The 22,512-nt window shown below is 33.8% G+C and carries 24 protein-coding genes; 12 read left to right on the top strand and 12 right to left on the bottom strand.

The genetic code is table 11. From position 1 onward, the window contains the following. Positions 1–15: 15 nt before the first annotated feature. Both prf1 and ACS5L2_RS05360 read left to right on the top strand, forming a co-directional pair. Positions 16–1,275 carry a peptide chain release factor aRF-1 gene (prf1, locus tag ACS5L2_RS05365; RefSeq protein WP_459201002.1) on the top strand — a complete coding sequence of 420 codons (1,260 nt, stop codon included), beginning with the start codon at positions 16–18 and terminating at the stop codon, positions 1,273–1,275. A gap of 78 nt (positions 1,276–1,353) precedes the next feature. Then, entirely contained in the window at positions 1,354–1,752 is a 399-nt protein-coding gene (locus ACS5L2_RS05360; protein WP_459201001.1) for a secondary thiamine-phosphate synthase enzyme YjbQ, read from the top strand. A gap of 16 nt (positions 1,753–1,768) precedes the next feature. Here ACS5L2_RS05360 and ACS5L2_RS05355 read toward each other — a convergent pair whose 3' ends face one another. The 5 genes from ACS5L2_RS05355 to ACS5L2_RS05335 all read right to left on the bottom strand — a co-directional run bounded on the left by ACS5L2_RS05355 (position 1,769) and on the right by ACS5L2_RS05335 (position 6,825). Then, positions 1,769–2,377: an ABC transporter ATP-binding protein gene (locus ACS5L2_RS05355; RefSeq protein ID WP_459201000.1), complete on the bottom strand. Its 609-nt coding sequence runs from the start codon at positions 2,375–2,377 to the stop codon at positions 1,769–1,771. Beyond that, positions 2,361–3,341, bottom strand: coding sequence for an oligopeptide/dipeptide ABC transporter ATP-binding protein (locus ACS5L2_RS05350; protein WP_459202617.1), 981 nt, complete (start codon positions 3,339–3,341; stop codon positions 2,361–2,363). The genes ACS5L2_RS05355 and ACS5L2_RS05350 overlap by 17 nt, the downstream gene beginning before the upstream one ends. A gap of 116 nt (positions 3,342–3,457) precedes the next feature. Then, positions 3,458–4,312: an ABC transporter permease gene (locus ACS5L2_RS05345; RefSeq protein ID WP_459200999.1), complete on the bottom strand. Its 855-nt coding sequence runs from the start codon at positions 4,310–4,312 to the stop codon at positions 3,458–3,460. Then, positions 4,309–5,295 carry an ABC transporter permease gene (locus tag ACS5L2_RS05340; RefSeq protein ID WP_459202616.1) on the bottom strand — a complete coding sequence of 329 codons (987 nt, stop codon included), beginning with the start codon at positions 5,293–5,295 and terminating at the stop codon, positions 4,309–4,311. The genes ACS5L2_RS05345 and ACS5L2_RS05340 overlap by 4 nt, the downstream gene beginning before the upstream one ends. A gap of 123 nt (positions 5,296–5,418) precedes the next feature. After that, the gene (locus tag ACS5L2_RS05335) at positions 5,419–6,825 is read right to left on the bottom strand and encodes an ABC transporter substrate-binding protein (protein ID WP_459200998.1); all 1,407 of its coding nucleotides are present in this window, start codon (positions 6,823–6,825) and stop codon (positions 5,419–5,421) included. A 100-nt stretch (positions 6,826–6,925) separates the two neighbouring features. Between ACS5L2_RS05335 and ACS5L2_RS05330 the strand changes: the two genes are divergently transcribed. From ACS5L2_RS05330 to ACS5L2_RS05320, 3 genes are all read left to right on the top strand, one after another. Continuing rightward, complete coding sequence (locus tag ACS5L2_RS05330) at positions 6,926–7,057, top strand: hypothetical protein (protein ID WP_459200997.1); 132 nt, start codon at positions 6,926–6,928, stop codon at positions 7,055–7,057. A 310-nt stretch (positions 7,058–7,367) separates the two neighbouring features. Further along, positions 7,368–7,856 carry a peptidylprolyl isomerase gene (locus ACS5L2_RS05325; protein ID WP_459200996.1) on the top strand — a complete coding sequence of 163 codons (489 nt, stop codon included), beginning with the start codon at positions 7,368–7,370 and terminating at the stop codon, positions 7,854–7,856. Between the two features lie 42 nt (positions 7,857–7,898). Beyond that, the gene (locus tag ACS5L2_RS05320; protein WP_459200995.1) at positions 7,899–8,501 is read left to right on the top strand and encodes a peptidylprolyl isomerase; all 603 of its coding nucleotides are present in this window, start codon (positions 7,899–7,901) and stop codon (positions 8,499–8,501) included. 42 nt (positions 8,502–8,543) lie between these two features. Here the strand turns inward: ACS5L2_RS05320 and ACS5L2_RS05315 are convergent, their stop codons facing one another. From ACS5L2_RS05315 to thiL, 4 genes are read right to left on the bottom strand one after another with little or no spacing between them, the layout of a single operon-like run. Continuing rightward, positions 8,544–10,685 (bottom strand): Tex family protein, encoded by a 2,142-nt coding sequence (locus tag ACS5L2_RS05315; RefSeq protein ID WP_459200994.1) that lies wholly within the window; start codon positions 10,683–10,685, stop codon positions 8,544–8,546. A gap of 50 nt (positions 10,686–10,735) precedes the next feature. Next, complete coding sequence (locus ACS5L2_RS05310) at positions 10,736–11,533, bottom strand: NOL1/NOP2/sun family putative RNA methylase (RefSeq protein ID WP_459200993.1); 798 nt, start codon at positions 11,531–11,533, stop codon at positions 10,736–10,738. 42 nt (positions 11,534–11,575) lie between these two features. Next, positions 11,576–12,070 (bottom strand): archaeosortase family protein ArtE, encoded by a 495-nt coding sequence (gene artE, locus ACS5L2_RS05305; RefSeq protein ID WP_459200992.1) that lies wholly within the window; start codon positions 12,068–12,070, stop codon positions 11,576–11,578. A gap of 33 nt (positions 12,071–12,103) precedes the next feature. Next, positions 12,104–13,051, bottom strand: a complete 948-nt coding sequence (gene thiL / locus ACS5L2_RS05300) for a thiamine-phosphate kinase (RefSeq protein ID WP_459200991.1) — start codon at positions 13,049–13,051, stop codon at positions 12,104–12,106. A 349-nt stretch (positions 13,052–13,400) separates the two neighbouring features. On the opposite strand from thiL, the gene ACS5L2_RS05295 reads away from it, so the two are divergent. The 3 genes from ACS5L2_RS05295 to ACS5L2_RS05285 are packed head-to-tail and all read left to right on the top strand — an operon-like array spanning position 13,401 to position 16,526. Further along, the gene (locus ACS5L2_RS05295; protein ID WP_459200990.1) at positions 13,401–14,714 is read left to right on the top strand and encodes a B12-binding domain-containing radical SAM protein; all 1,314 of its coding nucleotides are present in this window, start codon (positions 13,401–13,403) and stop codon (positions 14,712–14,714) included. Between the two features lie 22 nt (positions 14,715–14,736). After that, positions 14,737–15,915: a redox-regulated ATPase YchF gene (locus tag ACS5L2_RS05290; RefSeq protein WP_459200989.1), complete on the top strand. Its 1,179-nt coding sequence runs from the start codon at positions 14,737–14,739 to the stop codon at positions 15,913–15,915. 47 nt (positions 15,916–15,962) lie between these two features. Then, on the top strand, positions 15,963–16,526 hold the full coding sequence (locus ACS5L2_RS05285) for an HDIG domain-containing metalloprotein (protein WP_459200988.1): 564 nt from the start codon (positions 15,963–15,965) through the stop codon (positions 16,524–16,526). A 67-nt stretch (positions 16,527–16,593) separates the two neighbouring features. Here the strand turns inward: ACS5L2_RS05285 and ACS5L2_RS05280 are convergent, their stop codons facing one another. Further along, a complete protein-coding gene (locus ACS5L2_RS05280; protein ID WP_459200987.1) occupies positions 16,594–17,535 on the bottom strand; it encodes a DMT family transporter in 942 nt (313 codons plus the stop codon). A gap of 124 nt (positions 17,536–17,659) precedes the next feature. On the opposite strand from ACS5L2_RS05280, the gene ACS5L2_RS05275 reads away from it, so the two are divergent. Continuing rightward, complete coding sequence (locus tag ACS5L2_RS05275) at positions 17,660–17,956, top strand: hypothetical protein (protein WP_459200986.1); 297 nt, start codon at positions 17,660–17,662, stop codon at positions 17,954–17,956. A gap of 1 nt (position 17,957) precedes the next feature. Here ACS5L2_RS05275 and ACS5L2_RS05270 read toward each other — a convergent pair whose 3' ends face one another. Then, a complete protein-coding gene (locus tag ACS5L2_RS05270) occupies positions 17,958–18,449 on the bottom strand; it encodes a YkgJ family cysteine cluster protein (protein WP_459200985.1) in 492 nt (163 codons plus the stop codon). Between the two features lie 81 nt (positions 18,450–18,530). Further along, positions 18,531–19,583, bottom strand: a complete 1,053-nt coding sequence (locus tag ACS5L2_RS05265; RefSeq protein ID WP_459200984.1) for a M42 family metallopeptidase — start codon at positions 19,581–19,583, stop codon at positions 18,531–18,533. Positions 19,584–19,937: 354 nt separating this feature from the next. Here ACS5L2_RS05265 and ACS5L2_RS05260 point away from each other — a divergent pair, with 354 nt between their 5' ends. The 3 genes from ACS5L2_RS05260 to ACS5L2_RS05250 are packed head-to-tail and all read left to right on the top strand — an operon-like array spanning position 19,938 to position 22,425. Continuing rightward, on the top strand, positions 19,938–20,765 hold the full coding sequence (locus tag ACS5L2_RS05260; protein ID WP_459200983.1) for a transketolase: 828 nt from the start codon (positions 19,938–19,940) through the stop codon (positions 20,763–20,765). 12 nt (positions 20,766–20,777) lie between these two features. Continuing rightward, entirely contained in the window at positions 20,778–21,437 is a 660-nt protein-coding gene (gene rpe, locus ACS5L2_RS05255; protein WP_459200982.1) for a ribulose-phosphate 3-epimerase, read from the top strand. Positions 21,438–21,486: 49 nt separating this feature from the next. Beyond that, positions 21,487–22,425: a transketolase family protein gene (locus ACS5L2_RS05250; protein ID WP_459200981.1), complete on the top strand. Its 939-nt coding sequence runs from the start codon at positions 21,487–21,489 to the stop codon at positions 22,423–22,425. Positions 22,426–22,512 lie beyond the last annotated feature (87 nt).

The following is a 22,512-nucleotide window of genomic DNA, read 5'->3' as shown; positions in this document are numbered from 1 at the left end:
TTTTAAGGTGAATATATGAGTGGAAATTCATCAACTGACATGTATTTATTCAAAAAATCATTAAAAGAACTTAAAGGAAAAAAAGGTAAGGGAACCGAGCTAATAAGCGTTTATGTTCCTGCAGGAAGGAGGCTTTCTGACGTTTCTCAATATCTAAGGCAGGAGCTTTCCCAATCCTCGAATATCAAAAGCAAAACGACAATGAAAAACGTGCAGTCTGCAATCGAGGTAATTTTGCAGAGATTAAAACTGTTAAAAGAACCTCTCGAAATGGGAGTAATTATATTTGCAGGAATGATTCCAAGAGGCGGCCCGGGAACTGAAAAAATGGAAGTTTACGTACTCGAACCTCCTGAACCTGTAAAAACATTTGTTTACAGGTGTGATTCTTTATTCTATACTGACCCGTTAGAAGACTTCATTCAGGACAACGAAGTTTACGGTGTAATTTTAGTCGATAGAAACGAGGCTACAATTGGTACTGTTAAAGGAAAAACAATAACCATATTAAAAAAACTCACGAGTGGAGTTCCGGGTAAATTTAAAGCAGGAGGTCAGTCTGCAAGAAGGCTTGAAAGATTGATTGATGATGCTGCACACCAGTTCATGGTAAGGATTGGGGAATATGCAACAGAATCATTCATGCCAATTTTAGAAGAGAAAAAATTGAAAGGTCTTCTTTTAGGCGGTCCTGGAAATACTAAAAATGAATTTGCTGAAAAAGATTACCTTCACCACGAATTAAAGAAAAAAATCATCGATACATTTGATTTGTGTTATACTGAAGAATTTGGAATAAGGGAGCTTTTGGATAAGGCATCAGACCTTTTAAGGGATATTGATTTGATGAAAGAGAAAAATTTAATCCAAAGATTCTTTAAAGAACTTATAAAAGATGATGGTGGCCTTTCAGCTTATGGTGAAGCTCAGGTAATGAAATATCTCGGAATGGGTGCAATTGATACGCTCATTGTTACAGAAGACATTGGAATTACAAGAGTCACTGTAAAATGTAATAACTGCAACTATACTCAGGAAGTAAACGTTAAAACAAACGAACTGTTCAGGTTTGAAGACCAATTAAAGACAAAAGCGTGTCCAACTTGTGGTGGGGCAATGTATATTGATGAAGAAAAAGATATTATTGAATATTTATCAGAGCTATGTAACGTGCACAATACGGATATAATTGTTGTCTCAACTGATACGGAAGAAGGAAGCCAGATTTCAAGAGCTTTCAAAGGAATGGCTGCAATTTTAAGGTACAAATTGTAATTTTAAATATTTTAAAATTATTTATTACATCTAAAACTATTTTCAAATATTAATTTTTCAAGTTAATGGGGGAAATCCATGTTTTTTGAATATCCAATTAAAACTGACAGAAGAGAGTCGTTAGTAGATATTTCTGAACATATTTTAGATGCAGTTGTAAAATCAAATGTCAAAAATGGGATTGTAGTAGTTTTTACGCCTCACACGACCTCTGCAATAACAATCAATGAAAATGCAGACCCTTCTGTAAAAAAAGATATTATTAAATTTTTACATGAAAAAATTCCTGAAAATTATGGATTTTCACATTACGAAGGAAATTCTGACGCACACCTGAAAAGTTCGTTTTTTGGGCCTTCTTTAACATTGATAATAAATAATGGAAAAGTAATTCTTGGAACGTGGCAGGGAGTTTATTTTTGTGAGTTTGATGGGCCAAGAAACAGGAAATTTTACGTAAAAATAATGAAAGACTGAATAAAAGAGTAGTTAATTATATATTATTAATATCGTTCAAGTGAACAACATCGGAACATACCCGTTTAATCAGATTTTTGTCGTGGCTTACAACCAACACCCCGATATCTAATTTTTTGGATATATCGAGTATTGTATCCCATATCAGGGCCTGAGTAATCGCATCAACCATCGTCGTTATTTCATCGGCTATTAAAAATTTTGTTTTTGGACCTAATGCTCTTACAAGGGCAAATCTTTGAAGTTCTCCACCCGATAGTTCGTTTGGCCACCTGTTAAACCAGTTCTTTTTTATTCCAAAAGAATCTAAAAGGGTTTCTGGTACTTCGTATCCTTCATTTAATATATCTTTCATTTTCCATTTTGGATTTACTGCCTTTTCAGGGTGCTGGTAAATAAGTTGAACCGGTTTATAACCTTTTGAAGGAATTTTTTTTCCATCAAGTGTTACACTTCCATTATAATTATGGTGGTAGCTTGCAAGTATCTTACAAAGAGTCGATTTTCCACTACCACTGTCCCCTATAAGTCCGAGAACTTCACCGCTATTTAATGATAAGTTTACATCTTTTAAAATCCACCTGTCAGCGTACTTAAAATTTAAGTTTTCACATTTCAGCTGCATTATGACACCTCACTATCCCATTATTAATTTTTTTAAGTGGAGGTACGATTTTAGAGCCTTTGTCACATTTTTTTTGACATCTATCGTAAAAAGCACAGCCTGTAATAATTTCACATTGCATTGGTTGGTGTCCAGGGATTGCGTGAAATCCGTTTTGAGGAAGTGCATTCCAGAGCGCTTTTGTGTAACTGTGTCTTAAATTTTCCCCGTTATTTTTAAAATCTTTTACATTGGCCACTTCTAAGACAGTTCCTGCATAAAAAACCGCAATTTTATCAGCTATTTTAAGTGCAGCTTCTATGTCATGAGTTATTAAAATCACTGCACAGCCGCTGTCCGCCATTTCTCTAAAATAATTTAGTGTTTCATTCAATGTTTTTTCATCTAAGCCGGGGGTTGGTTCGTCTGCAATTATGAGCTTTGCAGAGTTTATTATTGCAGTAGACACTAAAACCCTTCGTGCCATACCTCCTGACAGTTCGTGTGGAAGCATTTTGTCAACTTCAGGCTTTAAATCATATCTCTGGAAAATTTCCCTCTGGAGATTTTTCATTAATTTTTCGTCTTTTTCTTCAACGTCCCCGATTACCTGGCTGGATATTTTCATCAACGGGTCTAAATAATTTACGGACTGGGGAACCAGTGCTATTTCTTTACCGCGGAGTTCTTCTTTTTTCTTCTGGGTAAGTTTTTGACCGCAATATGTCATATTACCATTAAGCTTTGCATTTGAGGGTAATATTCCTAAAATTGCATGTGCAAGAAGACTTTTACCGGATCCACTTGAGCCCACAATAGCTAAAATTTCCCCGTTGTATGCTTCCACGCTTAAATTGGAGATTACGTGTAATTGGAACTGGTTAAGCCCCTCGGTATATTGAGTAAATGAAAGTGAAATATCATCTACTTTTAATAAAGCTTCATTTTTTGTGTTTTGTTTGGTGATAGTATTTTCAATTTTCATGTCGGACTCTTTTTCAAGAGGTATTTTGGTATTATTTTCCATTTTTAACGCCTTTAATCCCATTAAAGTTATATTTTTTGTATGCACAGTTTTTCAAAAAGGTTTTTATTTGGTTTTTACTCATGGGCACTTTTAGGATCCAGTAATTTTCTTAAATTATCTCCGATCAGGTCAAATAACAGGACTACAATTAACAGGGATAATCCGGGGAAGAATGCAAGCCACCAGTATCCTGCTGATAAGTACTTCATGGATTCAGACAGTATTATCCCAATTGCAGGTTGGTGTGGGGAAAGTCCAAAACCTAAGAATGTTACTGCAGCTTCGTGCAAAATTACGTGTGGAAACATTATAATGGTTCCAAGTACTATTTGGGGAATTAAGTGGGGCATTATATGTTTTGAAGCTATCCACCATTTTGATTTGCCGAGATTTCTTGAAATATGGATGTATTCTTGAGTTTTAAGCTGTTTAATTTCTGCTCTTACAACCCGCGTCAATGCCACCCAGTGAGTTAATGCAACCCCTACGGTAATACCAAGTGCCCCACCTCCAAGCCCAATACTGATAAGAATTACAAAAAGGGTGTGTGGAATCGAAAGAAACAGGTCAACAAGCCAGGATACGACAAAATCTGTTTTTTTTCCGACACTTGAAAGAATTCCAAAAATTACTGCAAGGACTGTACTAAATGTTGAAGCAATGGCTCCAATCATGATGCTCAGACCAAGTCCTTCTATAGTTCTTATAAACATATCTCTTCCCATCCAATCGGTTCCAAAGGGATGTTCTAAGGAGGGGGATAAATTTTTAGAAGCGAAATCGGTAGATAATGATTCACCGTGTAAAATCAGGCTTGAAATTACGACTGAAAGTAATAACAGCGAGGTTGTACCTATTATTAAAAGGGTTTTTTGTCTTAAATTTAAACTCTTAAATAATCTTTTTTTAAACGTCACTTCGTTATTCATTGTACATCCTCCTGTTTAATCCTCGGATCAACGAATTCATAGATAATATCAGCAATTGTATTTCCAATGAAGACGAACACTGCGCTGACAATAACTATGCCTAAGAGGAGGGGTACGTCAGATTTTAATCCTGCATCCACTGCAGCTTGGCCAATTCCTGAATATGAAAATACCTGTTCAACAAGGATGGCTCCCCCAAACAATTCACTGAAGCTTAAAAACTGTAATGTAATTGCTGGAAGGGCTACATTTCGTAGTCCATGTCTTAATACGAGGTTTAATCCTTTTTCACCTCTTGTTCTTGCAAATAATACGTAATCACTTGATAAAACTTCAATTAATTTTTCTCGGGTAAACATTGCGATTCTTGCAACTCCAAGTACACTCAATGTTAATGCAGGTAAAATCAAGTGGTGAATTCTATCTAACAATGTAACATTATCGGCCGTAACACCTATTGGAACACTCAGTCCTATCGGGAACCATCCTAACTGTACCGAAAATACCATCAATAAAACTAAAGCTAACCAGAAAGTTGGCGTAGCTGCTAAAGTGTAGCAATAAACTTTTATCGCCTTGTCTATTACCGTTCCTTTCTTCATTCCGGCTATTATCCCCAATGTAAAACCCAAAACACCCGAAATTAACCAGGAAGTTGCCATGAGAATAAGGGATGCAGTGAACCGCTCTTTGATTACATCAATAACTGGAATTTTATAGATTAATGAGGTTCCAAAATCTCCCTTGATGATATTTCCTGCCCAGTTTAAAAATTTTTCCGCTGGAGGTGTGTTTACTCCCCAGTATTCTTCAAGTTGAACTTTTTTTTCGGGAGTTATCGCCATTTCTCCAATATACGACCTGACTGGGTCTATTGGAGACTGGTCAATAAGCCAGAAACTAACAAAACAAACCGCGATTAAAAGGCTTATTAATTTAATGGTTTTTTTCCCCAAAAAGCCCAATAATTTTTTATGTTCCATCCTATTTCCTCCGTTTATTAAATATGCATAAAAAATAAAAACACCGGAAATGAGTTCCATATCCAGTATTTATCAAAAAAATCTTTTTAATGGTAAAAATGGTTAATCAATCAATTTAATTGATTAATTTGTTCCATCTGTTCGTTTCCAATCTAAAACGTTGATGAATAAATCTGCTCCTAATGCATTTGGGGGAGTTCCTACATCTACATTATTTTTAACTTGGTAAAGGAAGTCTACTGAAGCTATCCAAACCCATGGGGCATCTCCTGCAGGACCAAAGCCTGTAGTTCCGTCATAGGCAGCTTTCTGCCATAATTCATTAGCTTGCTCTTGAGTAGGGCTGCTCATAGCTTCTTCCATGTATTTGTCTACAACCGGGTTGCTGTATAAATTAGGATTTAAATAGCTGCCGTCTGCTTTTTTACTGTGGAACTGTGCATATATACATCCATACGGGCTTATAGAACCTTGCCTGTAGAAACAGCCTGAACTGTACTGTTTTGCATATATTGTATCCCAGTCTGCACCAATAAGTTCTATATTTATTCCGATAGTTTTGGCCTGTTCAGCTACCACAGTTGCTAAAGACTGCCTGAGCTGGTCTCCTGAATAATAATAAAGTTTGAATTCTGCTTTTGTTCCATTCTTTTCGACTATTCCGTCTCCGTCTGTATCTACCCATCCGCTTTCTTCAAGTATTTTTTTAGCGGCTTTGATATCTGAATCTTTTATTTTAGCATCAGGATTTCCATAAATTCTCTGGTCTACTGCGGTGTATTCAGGTGCCCCGTAACCGTTAAATACATTTTCAACTATTTCTTCCCTATTTATTGCGACGTTCAATGCTTTTCTTATCGCCAAATCTGAAGTTACGTTATTACCAATAGAGTTTCCTTCTTCGGTAGTTTCACCAATATCTTTCAAGGTTGGTAACGACATTCCGTGTGCCATTCCTGCAGAAAGGCTTACGAGTCTGTATCCTTCTACGGCCTGGTTTGCATTAATTACATCAACTTCCCCAATATCCGACTGTCCAGCTTTTACTGCAGCTAAACTGGTGTCGGGTTTTGAAAAGACAATTGTTATTTTTTTGAAGTAAGGTTCTTTACCGTAGTAATTTTCATTGTATTCAAAGATTGCCTGCTGCCCTTTATCCCACTGAACCAATACATATGGACCTGAACCTATCGGGTTTTGACCGTAAGTTTCTGCATCGTATGTAGCTTCTGGAACAATTCCAACGTATCTTAACTTCCAAATAAATGTTGAATCCACATTATATAATTTAAAAACCACTGTGTCATCGTCTACAGCAGTAGCTTTTTCTAAATTAGTCATATCAAGTTTAGATTCACTTATTTTTGCTTGATTAAATGTAAATGCCACATCCTTGGCAGTTAAACTTGAATTATCTGAAAATTTAACATCATTTCGGATATTTACCGTCCAAGTTAATCCATCTGGACTAACAGAATAATCTGTAGCTAAATCGTATGTAAAATTGCCATCTGACCCTGTTTTGAGCAATGTACTTTGTATTAATGGTTCTTTGTTAAGCGAACCACATCCCCAATCCTGAAGTGGATCAAAACCTCTTGACGGTTCTGCGTTATAAACCTGATTTACGATGATTTCGTTTGAAGCTCTGGGGGTCGAGCTAACTGACGTAGTAGCAATAGATACTGCTAAAATTGCAATTACTACCCCGATGATTAGATACAGTAGTTTTTTGTTAATGCTAATCCCTCTTTTGTTTTAATTTATGTTAAAAAATGAGTAATATTTTTAAGGATACTTTTATTAATGTTGTCTATCATACTTATATAATTTTTGTATTAATTAATAAAATTATTTATCGTAAATATGGTACTATATCCTAAAATAATTTAATTTATCGTAAATATGCTGTATTTAAAAAAATTATTCAAAGTAGTTTTATTTTGAAACGAAGTAAAACGGTTGAACAATTCAAAAAAGCAAAGAATTTATACGTTAAGATGCCTTTAAGTTTATTTGAATCTTTAGATTTCAAAGGAATGTTAAAATTAAAATAATTTTTTGGTGAAAAGATGATTGCTACAATTCAGACGACACTTGGAACAATGAAAATAGAATTATTTAAAGAAAAAGCACCGATAACAGTTGAAAACTTCAAAAAATACGCAGAAACTGGATTTTTCGAAGGAACAATTTTCCACCGGATAATAAAAGGATTTATGATTCAGGGTGGTGGTTTTACAAAAGACGGAATTCAAAAAGAAACCTTTGCTCCAATCAAAAACGAAGCTAAAAACGGACTCTCAAACAAAAGGGGAACTATCGCAATGGCAAGAACCAACGTTGTGGATTCAGCAACAAGCCAGTTCTTCATAAACACAGTTGACAACATGTTTTTAAACTACCAAAATGACTCAAACTACGGTTACGCAGTATTTGGTGAAATGATCGACGGCTTTGAAGTTCTTGATAAAATTGCAGCAGTTAAAACTGGAAACAGAGGATACTTCCAAGACTGGCCTGTTGAAGACGTAATTATTGAAAAAGTTACAATCGAATAATTATTTTTTTATACTTATTTTAGTTAGTATTCTGGTGAAAATATGGATTTTAAAAACGCTATTTTATTAATTATAGCATCAATAGTTCTTTTAACTAATTTTTCAGGATGTACTGAAACTGATTCATCAAACACTGACGAAACTGGAGAAATAGTTTATGCAACAATTCAGACGAATTACGGAAACATGACTTTTGAACTATATCCTGATAAAGCACCGATAACTGTTGAAAACTTCAAAGAATACGCAGAATCAGGATTTTACGAAGGAACAATCTTCCACCGGGTAATAAAAGGATTCATGATTCAGGGTGGTGGATTTACCGCAAATGGAACTAAAAAAGAAACCTTTGCTCCAATCAAAAACGAAGCTAAAAACGGACTCTCAAACAAAAGGGGAACTATCGCAATGGCCAGAACTACAGTTGTAGATTCAGCAACAAGCCAGTTCTTCATAAACACCGTTGACAATTCATTCTTGGATTATCAGGATGATCAAAATTACGGTTACGCAGTATTTGGTGAAATGACTGATGGTTTCGATGTTCTCGATGAAATTGAAAATGTAGCTACTGCAAATAACGGGCAGTATCAAAACTGGCCAGTTGAAGACGTAATAATTGAAAAAGTAATAATTGAAGAGTAATTAAAAAATAGATTAATATTTAATTTTTTTATTTATTTTAAGTTATTTTGCACGTTTTATTGAAAGTGAAACTCTCTTTTTGTCAAAATCAATGTCCATTACCATAACATCAACGATATCCCCAACAGAGATTACATCAAGAGGATGTTTTATAAATCGGTCAGCAATTTCTGAAATATGTGCTAATCCATCGTGATGAACTCCAATATCAATAAAAGCTCCGAAATCAACAATATTTCTGACAGTTCCTTTTAAAATCATTCCTTCTTTTAAATCTTCAAGTTCTAAAACATCGCTTCTTAAAACTGGTTTTGGAAGGTCTTCTCTTGGGTCTCTTCCTGGTTTTTCAAGTTCTTTTATTATATCTTCAAGTGTTGGAATTCCACAATCCAATTTTTCAGCCAATTTTTCAATATCGACTTTTTCAGAAATTTTATCGATTTTTTTCTCTTTTATATCTTTTATCGAGATATTTAACTCATTAAGTAAATTTTCTGCAATTTTATATGATTCAGGGTGAACGCCAGTATTGTCAAATAAATTTTTACCTTCAGGAATTCTCAAAAACCCTGCACACTGTTCAAATGCTTTTTTACCGAGTTTACTTACCTTTAAAAGCTCTTTTCGGGATTCGAATTTTCCATTTTCTGTTCTGTATTCAACAATGTTTTTTGCAATTCCAATATTAATTCCAGATACGTAATTTAAAAGCGAAACCGATGCAGTATTCAAATCAACGCCAACAGAGTTTACTGAAGATTCAACAACTGCGCCTAAACTTTCAGATAATTTTTTCTGATTCATATCGTGCTGGTACTGGCCAACACCAATTGATTTTGGGTCGATTTTTACAAGCTCTGCTAATGGGTCTTGAAGCCTTCTTGCAATTGATATTGCACTTCTAATTCCTACATCGTATTCTGGAAATTCTTCAGAGCCGAGTTCAGACGCAGAATAAACAGAAGCCCCGGCCTCATTTACAATTACATAGTATACATCTTTTACAACTTCTTTTAAAATTTCAGAAACAATATGTTCGGATTCTCTCGAAGCAGTTCCATTTCCAATCGCGACAACGTCGATATCGTGTTTTATTATGAGTTCTTTTACCATTTTTTTAGTTTCTGCAATTTTATTGTGTGGTTCTGTAGGGTAAACTACTGTTTTATCAAGAACTTTTCCTGTTTCATCAACTACTGCAAGTTTACAGCCTGTTCTAAATGCCGGGTCCCATCCAAGTACTGTTTTGTTTTTTATGGGTGGTTGTAATAGTAACTGTTTTAAATTTTTTGAAAAGACTTCAATTGCACCGTTTTCAGCCTTTTCTGTGAGGCTATTTCTAATTTCTCTTTCAATTGATGGTGCAATTAATCTTTTGTAGCTGTCGATTACCGTATCTTTTAAAATTTCAGAAGTTTCCGAGTCTTCTAAAATTATATTTTTAAATATCCAATCTTGAATAAATTCAACAGGTGCATCGATTTTTACTTGTAAAACTTTTTCTGATTCGCCCCTATTTATTGCAAGGATTCTGTGCCCAGGAATTTTATGGGCCGCTTCAGAATATTCATAATACATTTCATAAACTGATTTTTCATCCACATTCTTTGCCTTTACAGCAATAATTCCTTCTGAAAACGTAGTTTCACGAATAAATTTTCTGTAGTCTGCATTATCTGAAATTTCTTCTGCGATAATGTCTTTGGCACCCGAAATTGCATCTTCTACTGAATTAACTTCCAATTCTGGATTAATGAATCCTTTTGCAAGTTCTTCAATTGGTTTTTCTAAAACTTGCTTTAAAATTAATTCAGATAGCGGTTTTAAACCCTTACTTTCTGCAATTGTTGCTCTTGTTTTTCTTTTTGGCCTAAATGGACGGTAAATATCTTCAAGTTCCGTTAAAAGTTCCGATTTTTCAATTTTTTGTTTCAATTCTTCCGTTAATTTATCCTGTTCATCGATTAATTTTATAATCTGGGCTTTTTTATCTTCTAAATTTCTTAAATAATTCAATCTATCAAAAAATTTCCTCAAAACAACGTCGTCAAGTGAACCTGTTGCTTCTTTTCTATATCTTGCGATAAATGGAATTGTATTTCCTTCATCAATTAAGTTAACCGTGTTTTCGACTTGAAATGTTTTTAAATTAAATTCTTTCTGCAATTTCTGAAAAATATCCATCATAATCCCTCTAAAAAAGTAATTAATATAATAAAATGAGTTTTGAAAAATTAATTTTTAACTTTTCTAAATTTTGCAATGAAAAATGGCTCATTTGGCGGAATTACTTTTAAAGTTCCCTTAACTTCGCCTTCAATCATGTTTATGCCCGGAAAATCGTCCACGCTTAGTTCAATAAGTTCCATGTTTTTGTTGTTTTTCAAAATATATCGAACGATATCTTCGTCTTCTTCAATTTCTGGAGAGCAAGTACTGTATACCAACACACCACCGTCTTTTAGTACTTCAATTGCAGTTCTGAATAATTCAACCTGTCTTTTTGCACAGAATAATATATCTCGTTTTGTTTTTACTCGATTACAGTCTTTTATCTCGTTTCCAGTACATGGGGCATCCAAAAGAATTTTATCGAATCTTAACTTTTTATCGATATTAACTGCATTCGTGTTTATCATTAACGTATTTTTAAATCCCATCCTGTTGAGATTTGACCTTAAACTTTTCAGTCTATTTTTGTTTATTTCAACAGCAAGGATTGAACCTTCATTTTCCATTAATTGCGCAAGATGCGTGGTTTTTCCACCCGGTGCAGCACACATGTCGAGTACATCGTCATCTTTTGTTGGATTGAGTGTTATTGATGGAATTATTGATGAAATGCTCTGTAAAAAGTAATATCCCAAGAGGTATTCCGGAGTTGAACCCATGGAAAATGGTGATTTTACTACCCTAAATACGTAATCTAAAAACGTGTCTTCAAGTACCACATTTTTTTCTTCCAATCGTTTTTTTAAGTCGTTAGAAGATATTTTTAGCGTGTTTACCCGTATAAATTGTAAATTTTCCAAAAAGACCACCATATAATAAATAATATTCTATAAATTTATTTTTTATTCGTCAAGTTTTGTATCTATAAGTTTTTCGCGTATTTTAAACCATATTAAAATCGTAGTAACGGCCATTAATGGACCGCTTACTAAACTAACGCTGTTGTGGATATATTGCGCGTTTCCAAAATTATTTGCGAGGATTCCTATAATGACGATTCTAAATATGTTTCCAAGGTATATTAATAATGCACAAAAAACTGAACCCAAAATTAAATATTTTAATTTCTTTTCAACGGCGACTACAGAACCCAATACTATCGAAATTGATAAAATTCCGGTGCATGGTTCAATTACTAAAATTGATACGTTTGAAAGGAATATTGTATTTTGAAAGATATATGCATCGTTTAATAAACATTTTAACAAGATGTAACTGTGATATGCTACAAATTTTATTAAGTAACTCTCGAAATGAGATAAAACGAGGTAAATTAAGAGAGAACAGCCAAAATATTTTAGGAGTATTAAAAAATAGTTTTTAAGTTTTTCGTTCATGGTTTATCCGTTTATTATTTTATCTTTTCCAATTTACCACTTGTGAACATATCCTTCTAATTCCATGGATTTTCCATCAACCGTTTTTCCAGATTCTACTACTTTTCCAATTTTTGTTACTGAATTTATCTTTTCCAATTTTTCACAGGCTTTTTTAAAATTGATTGTTGTAAAAAGGAGTTCAAATTCTTCACCGCTGTTTAAAACCGTATTTAATAAATCCATATCAAATTTTTCACAAAATTCAATAACATCTTTTGAAACAGCATTTAACAGCTTTTTTGAATTAATTTCAAAGTTTCCAGTATAACTTAAATCTTTTGATAATCCATCTGAAATATCACAGCACGAAGTAATTGTTTTATTCAACAAAAGCCCTTCTTTAACCCGTGCTCTTGGTTCTGCGAGTTTTTTCATTATTCCTGGAAATTCAGACATTGTTTTTTCAAATTCAATATTTCCTATAATTCCTTTATCTTTCATTTCAAGAATTTTTAGAGCGCAATTGACTTTTCCAACATTTCCAGTAATACAAATATCTTCACCGATAATTCCGCCGCGATATATCGGATTATCCGTAATTCCAAAAGCAGTTCCCGATAGTGTTAATTCCGGCGCTTTATTCGTGTCTCCACCTGCAATTGGGCATTCGTACTCTTTTGAAATAAAATTTATTCCTCTTGACATTTCACCGATAAATTTTTTGTCGGGACTATCAAAACCCATCGAAATTACCATTCCAAGCGGTTTTGCACACATTGCTGCAATATCTGATACATTTGCAGTAACTACTCTCATTCCAATCTGAAACGGCGTTAAAATACTTGGAAAATGTGTTGATTTAAACATCATGTCGGTTGTAACGACAAGGTGCTGGTTTTCAAATTTAAAAACTGCGCAATCGTCACCAATTCCTTTTTCAACGCCCATTGAATAGGTTAAATTTTTTGAAATGATTTTGATTATGTCAATTTCGTTCATGTTTGACCGCTTTTCCAATTTTTGGTTGTTATGTATTTTGGTAGTTTGTTTAAATAGGTTTTATGAAAACTATTTAAAATAATTAGCTAAAATTAATTATCTAATCTAAACAAATTTAACATCTAAACTTACAATCACATTTATATACTGAATCCGAGATACTAATGGTGCAATTGACGCATAAAGAAATGTTCTTTTTATGCATTTGGTGGATGATGAACGGAGTAGCTTCTGATTTATGAGGAAAGATGGGCGAGCTGACACCAATTTTTTTATTTTAAATAATCAAACTTTTATATCTCTTTTAACTACTACTAATTTTTAGCTTATTCTTTATTCTGGCGGTAAAATGGTAAAAAACGTTTCAATCGTGTATCCAAATAAATTTGGCGGAGGGGTTGCATGCCTTGCAGTGCATGTTTTAACCAGCCACTTAAACAAGTACCCGGATATTTCTGCAAATGCGTATTTTATCGAAAATTACTCGAAAATTAAAAACAATGACGCTATTTTGATAACTTTACAGTATGAAAACGACTATTTTAACGTTGTAAAAATTGTAAAAGAATTAAAACTTCAAAATCCAAATGCTATTTTTATTGCGGGGGGCCCTTGCGCTATTTCAAACCCGCTACCGCTTCAAGAATTTTTTGATGCATTTGTTATCGGCGAAATTGAAGGAACTGACACGATGTATCAATTAATAAATGGCAATTTTGAAGTTTCAGGAGTATTTGTTCCAAAAACATACAACAATGAAAAAATTAAAAGAATATATCCAAAAAAACTCGGGATAGAAGATTATTCAATAGCACAAGTTACTCACGAATCCGGAGCTTACGGAAAAGCGTATCTTCTTGAAATTGGAAGGGGATGTATTAGAAACTGTAAATTTTGCATGGCCAAATGTATCTACGCTCCTCCAAGATACCGGAAAATTGATGATTTGAAATATCTGGTTGATGAAGGTTTAAAAAAAACAGATGCAGACAAGGTTTCTTTAATTGCGCCATCGGTAAGCGATTACAAACATGTATTAGACTTGTGTGCCTATATCTCTGAAAAAAACGTATCAATTTCGCCTTCATCATTGCGGGCAGATACAATTACAGAGGAACTGCTTGAATTTTTAAATTTGAAGACGCTGACGATTGCGCCGGAAGCAGGTAGCGAAGTTTTGCGAAAAAAGATTGATAAAGGAGTAACCGAAGACGATATTTTAAATGCAGTCGAGATTGCAAAAAATCACGGTATTTCTACGGTGAAACTGTATTACATGGTAGGTTTTCCGGGTGAAACAGAAGAAGATATTGAAGAGATACTAACTTTAACGAAAAAAATAAAAGATAACGTTAGAAAAGTAGATGTAAGCATAAACCCGATGATTCCAAAACCGCACACTCCTTTCGAAGAGTTTAAATTTGATATGACTTCAAAAACGAAGATAAAATACATCGAAAAGAGTTTGCGAAAGATAAAGGTGAATGTTGATTTTGAAAAATTCAACTCCATGGTTGCACAGACAGTTCTTGCAAGGGGCGGATTTGAACTTTCAAAAGTTTTAAATGAGTCGAAAAACACAGTGGAACTTATTAAAAATGTTGATTTAAATAATTACATTAATAAAATCGAAAAAAAACCTTGGGATTTTATAGAACTTTAATTAACAATTAAACGGTGATAGCATGGCGATATTAGGACTTGTTGGAAAGCCAAACGTTGGAAAATCAACTACATTCAATGCAATGACTGAGAAAATTGCAGATATTGGAAATTATCCATTTACTACGATAAACCCAAATATAGGAACTTCTTTTGTTACAAAGCCATGCCCTTGTGAGACTTTAAATATAAAATGTACTCCAAACAATTCAAAATGTTTTTCTGGAATGCGTTATATTCCTGTTGAAGTTATTGATGTTGCAGGGCTTGTTCCTGATGCACACAAGGGAAAAGGAATGGGTAACAAATTTTTAGACGACTTAAGACAGGCTGATGCGTTTATACTTGTAGTTGACGCAAGTGGAAAGACTGACCTTGAAGGAAATCCTACTGAAAATAACGATCCGGTACAGGATGTTAAATTTTTGTTAAACGAACTTGACATGTGGATTCACGGAATTTTAACGAAAAACTGGGAAAGACTTTCAAGAAAAGCACAGCAGGAAAAAAACCTTTTAAAAGCGCTTTCTGAACAGTTAAGTGGATTAAACATTTCAGAAAATCAGGTGTTTGCGGTAATTAAAGAGTTTGACGAAAGCCCTATGAAATGGTCAGAAGATGATCTGTTAAAAATTTCGACAAATTTGAGAAAAGCTTCAAAACCAATGATTATTGCTGCAAACAAGGCCGATCACCCTGACGCAGAAAAAAACATTGAAATTTTAAAAGAAGAATTTAAAGACTTTTTGGTAATCCCAACATCTGCAGAAATTGAACTTGCACTGAAAAAAGCGCAGAAAGCAGGTTTAATAAAATATGATGGAAAATCAATGGAAATTGTGGATGCATCTTCCCTAAATGATGCACAGAAAAATGCCCTAAATTACATGAAAAACTACCTTGATAAATTTGGCGGAACAGGAATTCAGGATTTAATTAACATAGCTTATTTTGATATTTTAAACATGATTGTGGTTTACCCCGTAGAAGACGAGGGAAAATTCTGTGATAAAAAAGGAAACGTTTTACCTGATGCGTACCTTGTAAAAAAGGGAGCAACTGCAAAAGACCTTGCATTTAAAATACACACGGAAATCGGTCAGAAGTTTATCTACGCGGTTGATGCAAAGAAAAAGTTGAGAATCAGTGCAGATCAAGAATTAAATGACGGAGATATTATAAAAATCGTCTCTGCCGCATAAATTTACTTTTTTTACGTTTTATTTTTATACCTATTTGGAGGCTTATTATGATACCAGATAATAATAAAGCGTTATATCTGTTAAATTGCTATGTAAAAGAACAGCCAAATCTCGACCATAATCTAATTGTCGGATACGGGATGCTTGGAATAGCTAAATATCTTAAAAAAGATGAAAATGAACAAAATTACTGGTTTGTAACTGGTGTTTTGCACGATATCGATATTGAAGAGTATGAAAACTGTATTGAAAAACACTGCATTATCGGTGAAGAAATTTTAAGAAAAGAAGGAATTTCAGAAAATTTAATTGACGATATAAAATCTCACAATGATGTATTAAAAATTGAGCGAAATTCTGAAATTAGGCATGCATTATGGGCAGTTGATGCGCTTTCCGGAATTATTAGGGCTTATGTTTTAATGAGGCCTGACAGGGACATAAAACAGGCAGAACTAAAGTCAATCAAGAAAAAATTAAAAGATAAAAGTTTTGCGCAGAACGTTTCAAGAGAACAAGTTAAATCCTGTGAAGAAAATTTAAATATGCCACTTGATGATTTTATAAATTCAGTTTTAAACGAAATAAAAGAAAATATTTCATTTAAGTAACTCGAAATTAACTTTTTTAGTAATTTTTAAATTTTTTGAGTTTAAGCTTCATCTGATTTTTGGAGGATTATTTTGTTCGCGTTGAATAAGTGCTGTGAATAATCATTCCAAATATGACGACAAGTAGCCCAAAAATTGCAAAAATGTCCGGTAATGCACCGCCAAGAAGGATAAGTTCACCAAGTACTGAAAATACTATTTCTCCAGACTGTGTTGATTCAACAGCGGCAAGTTTTTTCATATCTTTTCTGACAATGTCTGTTGCTTTGAAAAAAAGCCAGGTTGCAATTATTCCAGAAAATAACGCGACGATAAAAGATTGGACAATCTGGTTATTATTTGGAATGCCCGATCTAAAAAGCCCATAAATTAGAAGTAAAATCCATGCGGGCATGCTGCAAAGCGTCATTCCCAAAATCCTCTGGAATGTGGTTAATCTACCTCCTGAAATTTCCATAGTTTTTCTATTTCCCAATGGATATGAAAATGCTGCAATAATAACTGGAAAAAATCCAAAAATAAGGTCATTTGTAGATACAGAAGTTATTCTCGAATACTGCATTAAAATTATTCCAAAAAGAATTATTCCGGAAATAAAAAGCGACTTTTTTGGAATTTTGTTCCTTACTTTTTCTAAATTTCCATTATTTTCAATCATGCTGTAAAATAATGGCGTTACAAGGATTCCTGCAATAATGGTGATCTGCCAGGTTCCCGCAATAAGCCATGATGGGCCATAATCACCTGCAAATGTAAGTGGCGCGTAAAACAGGACAAAACCAACATTACTCCAAATAAACCACTCTTTAAAGTTACTTTTTATTTCAAAAATTACTTTTTTAATGTTATTTCTGCCGTAAATTAAAATTAGAAGGATTGGAAGTGTAAATATATACCTTAATGACGCAGAAAATACCCAATCTCCACCAAAAAGATCCATCTGCCGGTTTAAAACGAAAGTAGATGCGAAAAAAAGTGATGCAAGAATTCCCAAAATTATCGATTTCATAAATACACCAGAAATTTACTAAAATAACCTTGAGGGTTTAAAATTTAAAACTTTTGATGTAACAATATATTATATAGAATAAAACTACATTTTTTACTAAATATGGATGAATTATGGTGAAAGTATGGAATGTCCAGTATGTGGCGGAGAAAAATGCATAAGAATGTCTGCGATTGAGATTTACAAGGATTTAATCGAACTCTTTTTTAAATATCAGGATAAAGAAAGTGACGTTACGTTTAAAAAGTATCCTACTGTTGGGGAAATTGGGGAATGCGAAAAAACAGGTAAAAAATTGTGGTACTGCCCGTACTGTGACAAACCATTTCCTGAAAATTATGAAATGGGGAAAGTAACAGTGGAATGTCCCCACTGCAAAAAAACACTCTGTATTCCAGTTTCAAACAGAACATTCTGTTAAATTATTGTTTTTTAGCTTTTTTCAATCTTTTTTTCGCTTTTTCAAATAATTCTTCAGGAGTATTTTTTTCTTCTCCAAGGTACTTTAAAACGGTTTCAGCGTGTTTGTAGTATTCTTCCTCAGGTTCTAACTCTCCAATAAACTGACCTTTACAGTTTTCTAAAAACCAGCCATCGTATGTTAAAACAAGGCTTTTATCTTTAATTTGAACTGAATAAGGTCTTAATCTACAGATAATCGGTCTAACTCTATAAATTTTACATTTATTGTTTTCATCTAAGAATATACATTTTTCTTTTGACGTTTTGAGCCTTCCTGTCATTCCATCAAAGTTTACGAGATATTTTTTAACAACTTCGTCAAATGGAATTTTTAAAAATCCTGCAATGTTTGCAACATCCTTTTTGGAAACGCTTGGGGAGTCACAGCAGCCGCCGCACATTCTGCAGTGCCATGCAATGTTTTTCAAGTCTTTTTTAATATCGAGTTTCATAAAATTCACGGTTTTCGTTTGATTTAAATTTTTAAATTTTTTTAATATCCTAAAAATTAAAAAATAGATTTTTAATTGAAATTAAAAGTATTCGTGTACTTTTTTAATACAAGCAACAACGAGTTCGGTTGTTTTTTCAAGGTCTTCTGTGTCAATAACTTCAACTGGTGTATGTATGTATCTTGAAGGAACGGATATAACTCCTGTTGGAATTCCATCTCTTGTTAAGTGGATTGCGGTTGCGTCAGTAGTTCCTCCTTCTCCAACTTCGTATTGAACAGGTATCTCATCTGCTTTTGAAACATCTCTTACCATTCTTAAAACTGTTGGGTGTGTAATAATTCCCCTTCCAGATGCATCAACAATTGTAGCAACAGGACCTTTTCCAAGTTCAACTGGTGCATCTTCTAATTTAATTCCAGGGTGGTCCCCACAGATTGTAACGTCAAGTGCGAATGCAACATCAGGATTAATTCCAAATGCAGACGTTTTTGCACCTTTCAATCCAACTTCTTCCTGAACTGTTCCTACAGCGTAAACCTGGCATTTTAAATCCATATCTTTGATTAATTCCATGGTTTTCAAAACAACTGCACAGCCTGCCCTGTTGTCAAATGATTTACATGAAACTACGTTTCCACCAAGGTTGTCAAATTCAGACTTGAATGAAATTGCAGTACCGATTTCAACACCCATTTTTTCTGCATCTTCTCTATTTTTTGCACCGATGTCGATAAACATATGTTCAGCAGAAATTAACTTGTTTCTTTCGCTTTCTTTCATTTTGTGAGGTGGTTTTGAGCCTAAAACACCAACAATATCGCCTTCATTGCTGTGAACGATAACTTTCTGGTTTAAAAGCATCTGGTCGTTAATTCCGCCAATTTTTGTAAATTTTAAAAATCCTTTGTCATCGATGAATTTAACCATAAGTCCGATTTCATCCATGTGTGATGCAATCATAATTTTTGGGCCCGTTGACCCTTTTTTAGCGATTAAATTTCCAAATTTGTCTGTTTCAATACTGTCACAGTATTTTTCAAGTTCTTTTTTCATGTAGTCTCTTATATTATCTTCTCTACCGGAAATTCCTTTTTCCGTTGCGAGAATTTTTAAATAATCGAGTGTACTCATAAAATCACCAGCTTATTTATTAACTACTTAAGTGTCATAATGATATTTATTCTATGATTTAAATATGATTGTTTTAAAATAGGTTGGCACATTTAGAAAATAATATTTAAAGTAGGCGTGAGATGTAGATACATACTTACGATATACCATACAAAAAATTTATAAATGCATCTGATGATATTCATCTTATCAATGGATTGTAATAGTAATGCCCTTTAAAAAATAATATTTTAGGATATCCAAACACAAAATTGACGTTTTACTTTTATTTTCACGTTATTACTATTATCAACAAAATCAGAAGAAAAAACGAAACAGATTTAAAAATTTATGTTTTTAAACCCGGTGAAAAGAATGAAAAACACACAAAATTTGAATTTTGATGAATTATCTGCTAAATCCAAAAGTTTAAGGTACAACATTGTAAAAATGATAGGCCTTGCAGAATCTGGACACCCCGGAGGTTCTCTTTCGGCAATTGATATTATCACTGCTCTTTACTACAATATAATGAGTTATGACCCGAAAAATCCAAAATTGGATTCAAGAGACAGGTTTATTTTAAGTAAAGGTCACGCATGTCCTGCACTTTATACAACACTTGCAGATTTGGGTTATTTTAACGAAGAAGAGTTGTGGAATTTAAGACAGCTTGGAGCTCTTTTACAGGGACACCCTACAATTGAAATTCCTGGAATTGAGGTAAATACCGGATCACTTGGACAGGGATTTTCGTCATCAGTTGGGGTTGCTATTGGATGTAAATTAAACAAGTATGAAAACAATGTTTTCGTTCTTTTAGGGGATGGTGAATGCCAGGAAGGGCAGGTCTGGGAAGCTTCAATGGCTGCGGCACACTACAAGTTAGATAATTTAATCGGTTTTGTTGATAGAAACAAACTCCAGATTGACGGATGTACTGAAGATGTCATGTGTCTTGGAGACTTAAAAGCCAAGTTTTTTGCATTTGGTTTTGATGTATTTGAAATTGACGGCCACGACTTCAAAGAAATTATCAAAACTGTGGAGCTTGCAAAATCAATGAAAAACGGAAAACCAAAAATGATTGTCGCAAACACGGTAAAAGGAAAAGGCGTATCATTCATGGAAAACAATGTTGGATTCCACGGAAAAGCTCCAAACAAGGACGAATTACAAAAAGCACTTGCTGAACTTCAATAATTGGTGATTTAAATGGTAATGATTGGTGCATCTATTCTTTCTGCAGATTACGGCCACATGGAACAGGAAGTAAAAAAAGCAGAAGAAGGAAACGTTGATTTTTTTCACGTTGATATAATGGACGGGCATTTTGTACCGAATTTAAGTATGGGTCTTAGGGTTCCACACTATTTAAAAAGTATAACCGATGTTCCAATTGATGTGCATTTGATGGTTGAAAATCCTGATTTATTTATTCCAAAATTGGCAGATGCAGCAGATATGATTGCATTTCACGCAGAATCAAGTAAATACTTATTTAGAACTGTTGATATGATAAAAGAACACGATGCAAAGCCAATCGTAGCTTTAAACCCTTCAACACCGATAAATAACGTGGAATACGTTTTGGAAGATTTGTACGGTGTTTTGGTGATGACTGTTGAACCTGGCTTTTCAGGGCAGTCTTTTATAAACCCGATGCTTAAAAAAATAGATAATTTAAAAAATAAGATATTGACCGAAGGATACGATACAAAAATCCTTGTAGATGGTGGAATAAACTTGGAAACTGCGCCAAAAGCAGTTGAAGCAGGAGCAGATGCAATTATTGCGGCTTCAGCAATTTATGGGAAAGAAGACGTTAAAAAAGCAATAAATGACTTGAGAAATTCTGCAACTTTTAAAATTTAACCATTTATTTAATTTTTTAAAGTATTGACTTTTATTTGTGGTGAATCATATGAAAGGAACGAAAAAAGGAATGAGAGATGCATACGGTGAAGCACTTGCAGAACTTGGTGAATTAAACGAAAATATCGTTGTTTTGGATGCTGATTTATCAGGTTCTACTAAAACAAGCGTTTTTGCTAAAAAATACCCTGAAAGATTCTTTAATGCGGGAATTGCGGAACAGAACATGATTGGTATGGCAGCAGGGCTTTCAAGAACTGGAAAAACGGTATTTGCATCAACTTTTGCAATGTTTGCAACAGGAAGAGCTTGGGAGCAGATTAGAAATTCTATCGCATATCCTGGCTTAAATGTAAAAGTTTGTGCAACTCACAGTGGAATTACCGTTGGTGAGGATGGAGCTTCTCACGAAATGACAGAAGACATTGCAATAATGAGGGCAATACCAAAAATGATTGTAATTTCTCCTTCAGACTATTTGGAAACAAAAAGCGCTGTTAAATGGGCAGCATCTTACGAAGGTCCGGTTTACGTAAGAATGCCAAGAGGAAATACTGAAATAATTTTTGAAAACGAAGAAGAAGCAAAATTTGAATTTGGAAAAGCAAGAATTTTAAAAGATGGAACTGATATTACGCTCATTGCAACAGGGGAACTCGTCCCAGAAGCAATCAACGCTTCAAAAATACTTTTGGAAAAAGGAATATCTGCACAAGTTATTGCAATTGCCACAATAAAACCAATTGATAAAGATGCAATTAAAAATTCAAAAGACTTCATCGTTTCAATCGAAGACCACAGTATCGTTGCAGGACTTGGTGGAGCAATTTCTGAAGTTATCGCAGAAGACGGGTTAAATAAAAAGCTCTTTAAAATCGGTATCAATGACGAATTTGGAAAATCTGGAAAAGCAGGCGATTTGTTGAAATATTACAAGCTTGATGCAGAAAGCATTGCAGAAACAGTATTTAATGCGTATAAAAAATAATTTTTAAATTTTTTCAAAATATATTTAAATTATAGTCCTATAATTCTAAACAATTTTAAAATCTTTTAATTTTATTTTTAATTTTTA

It is taken from the genome of Methanococcus mangrovi (genome assembly GCF_054506835.1).
Note: the sequence above shows the minus strand (reverse complement) of the source record. Positions and strands in the feature narration are given on the sequence as shown.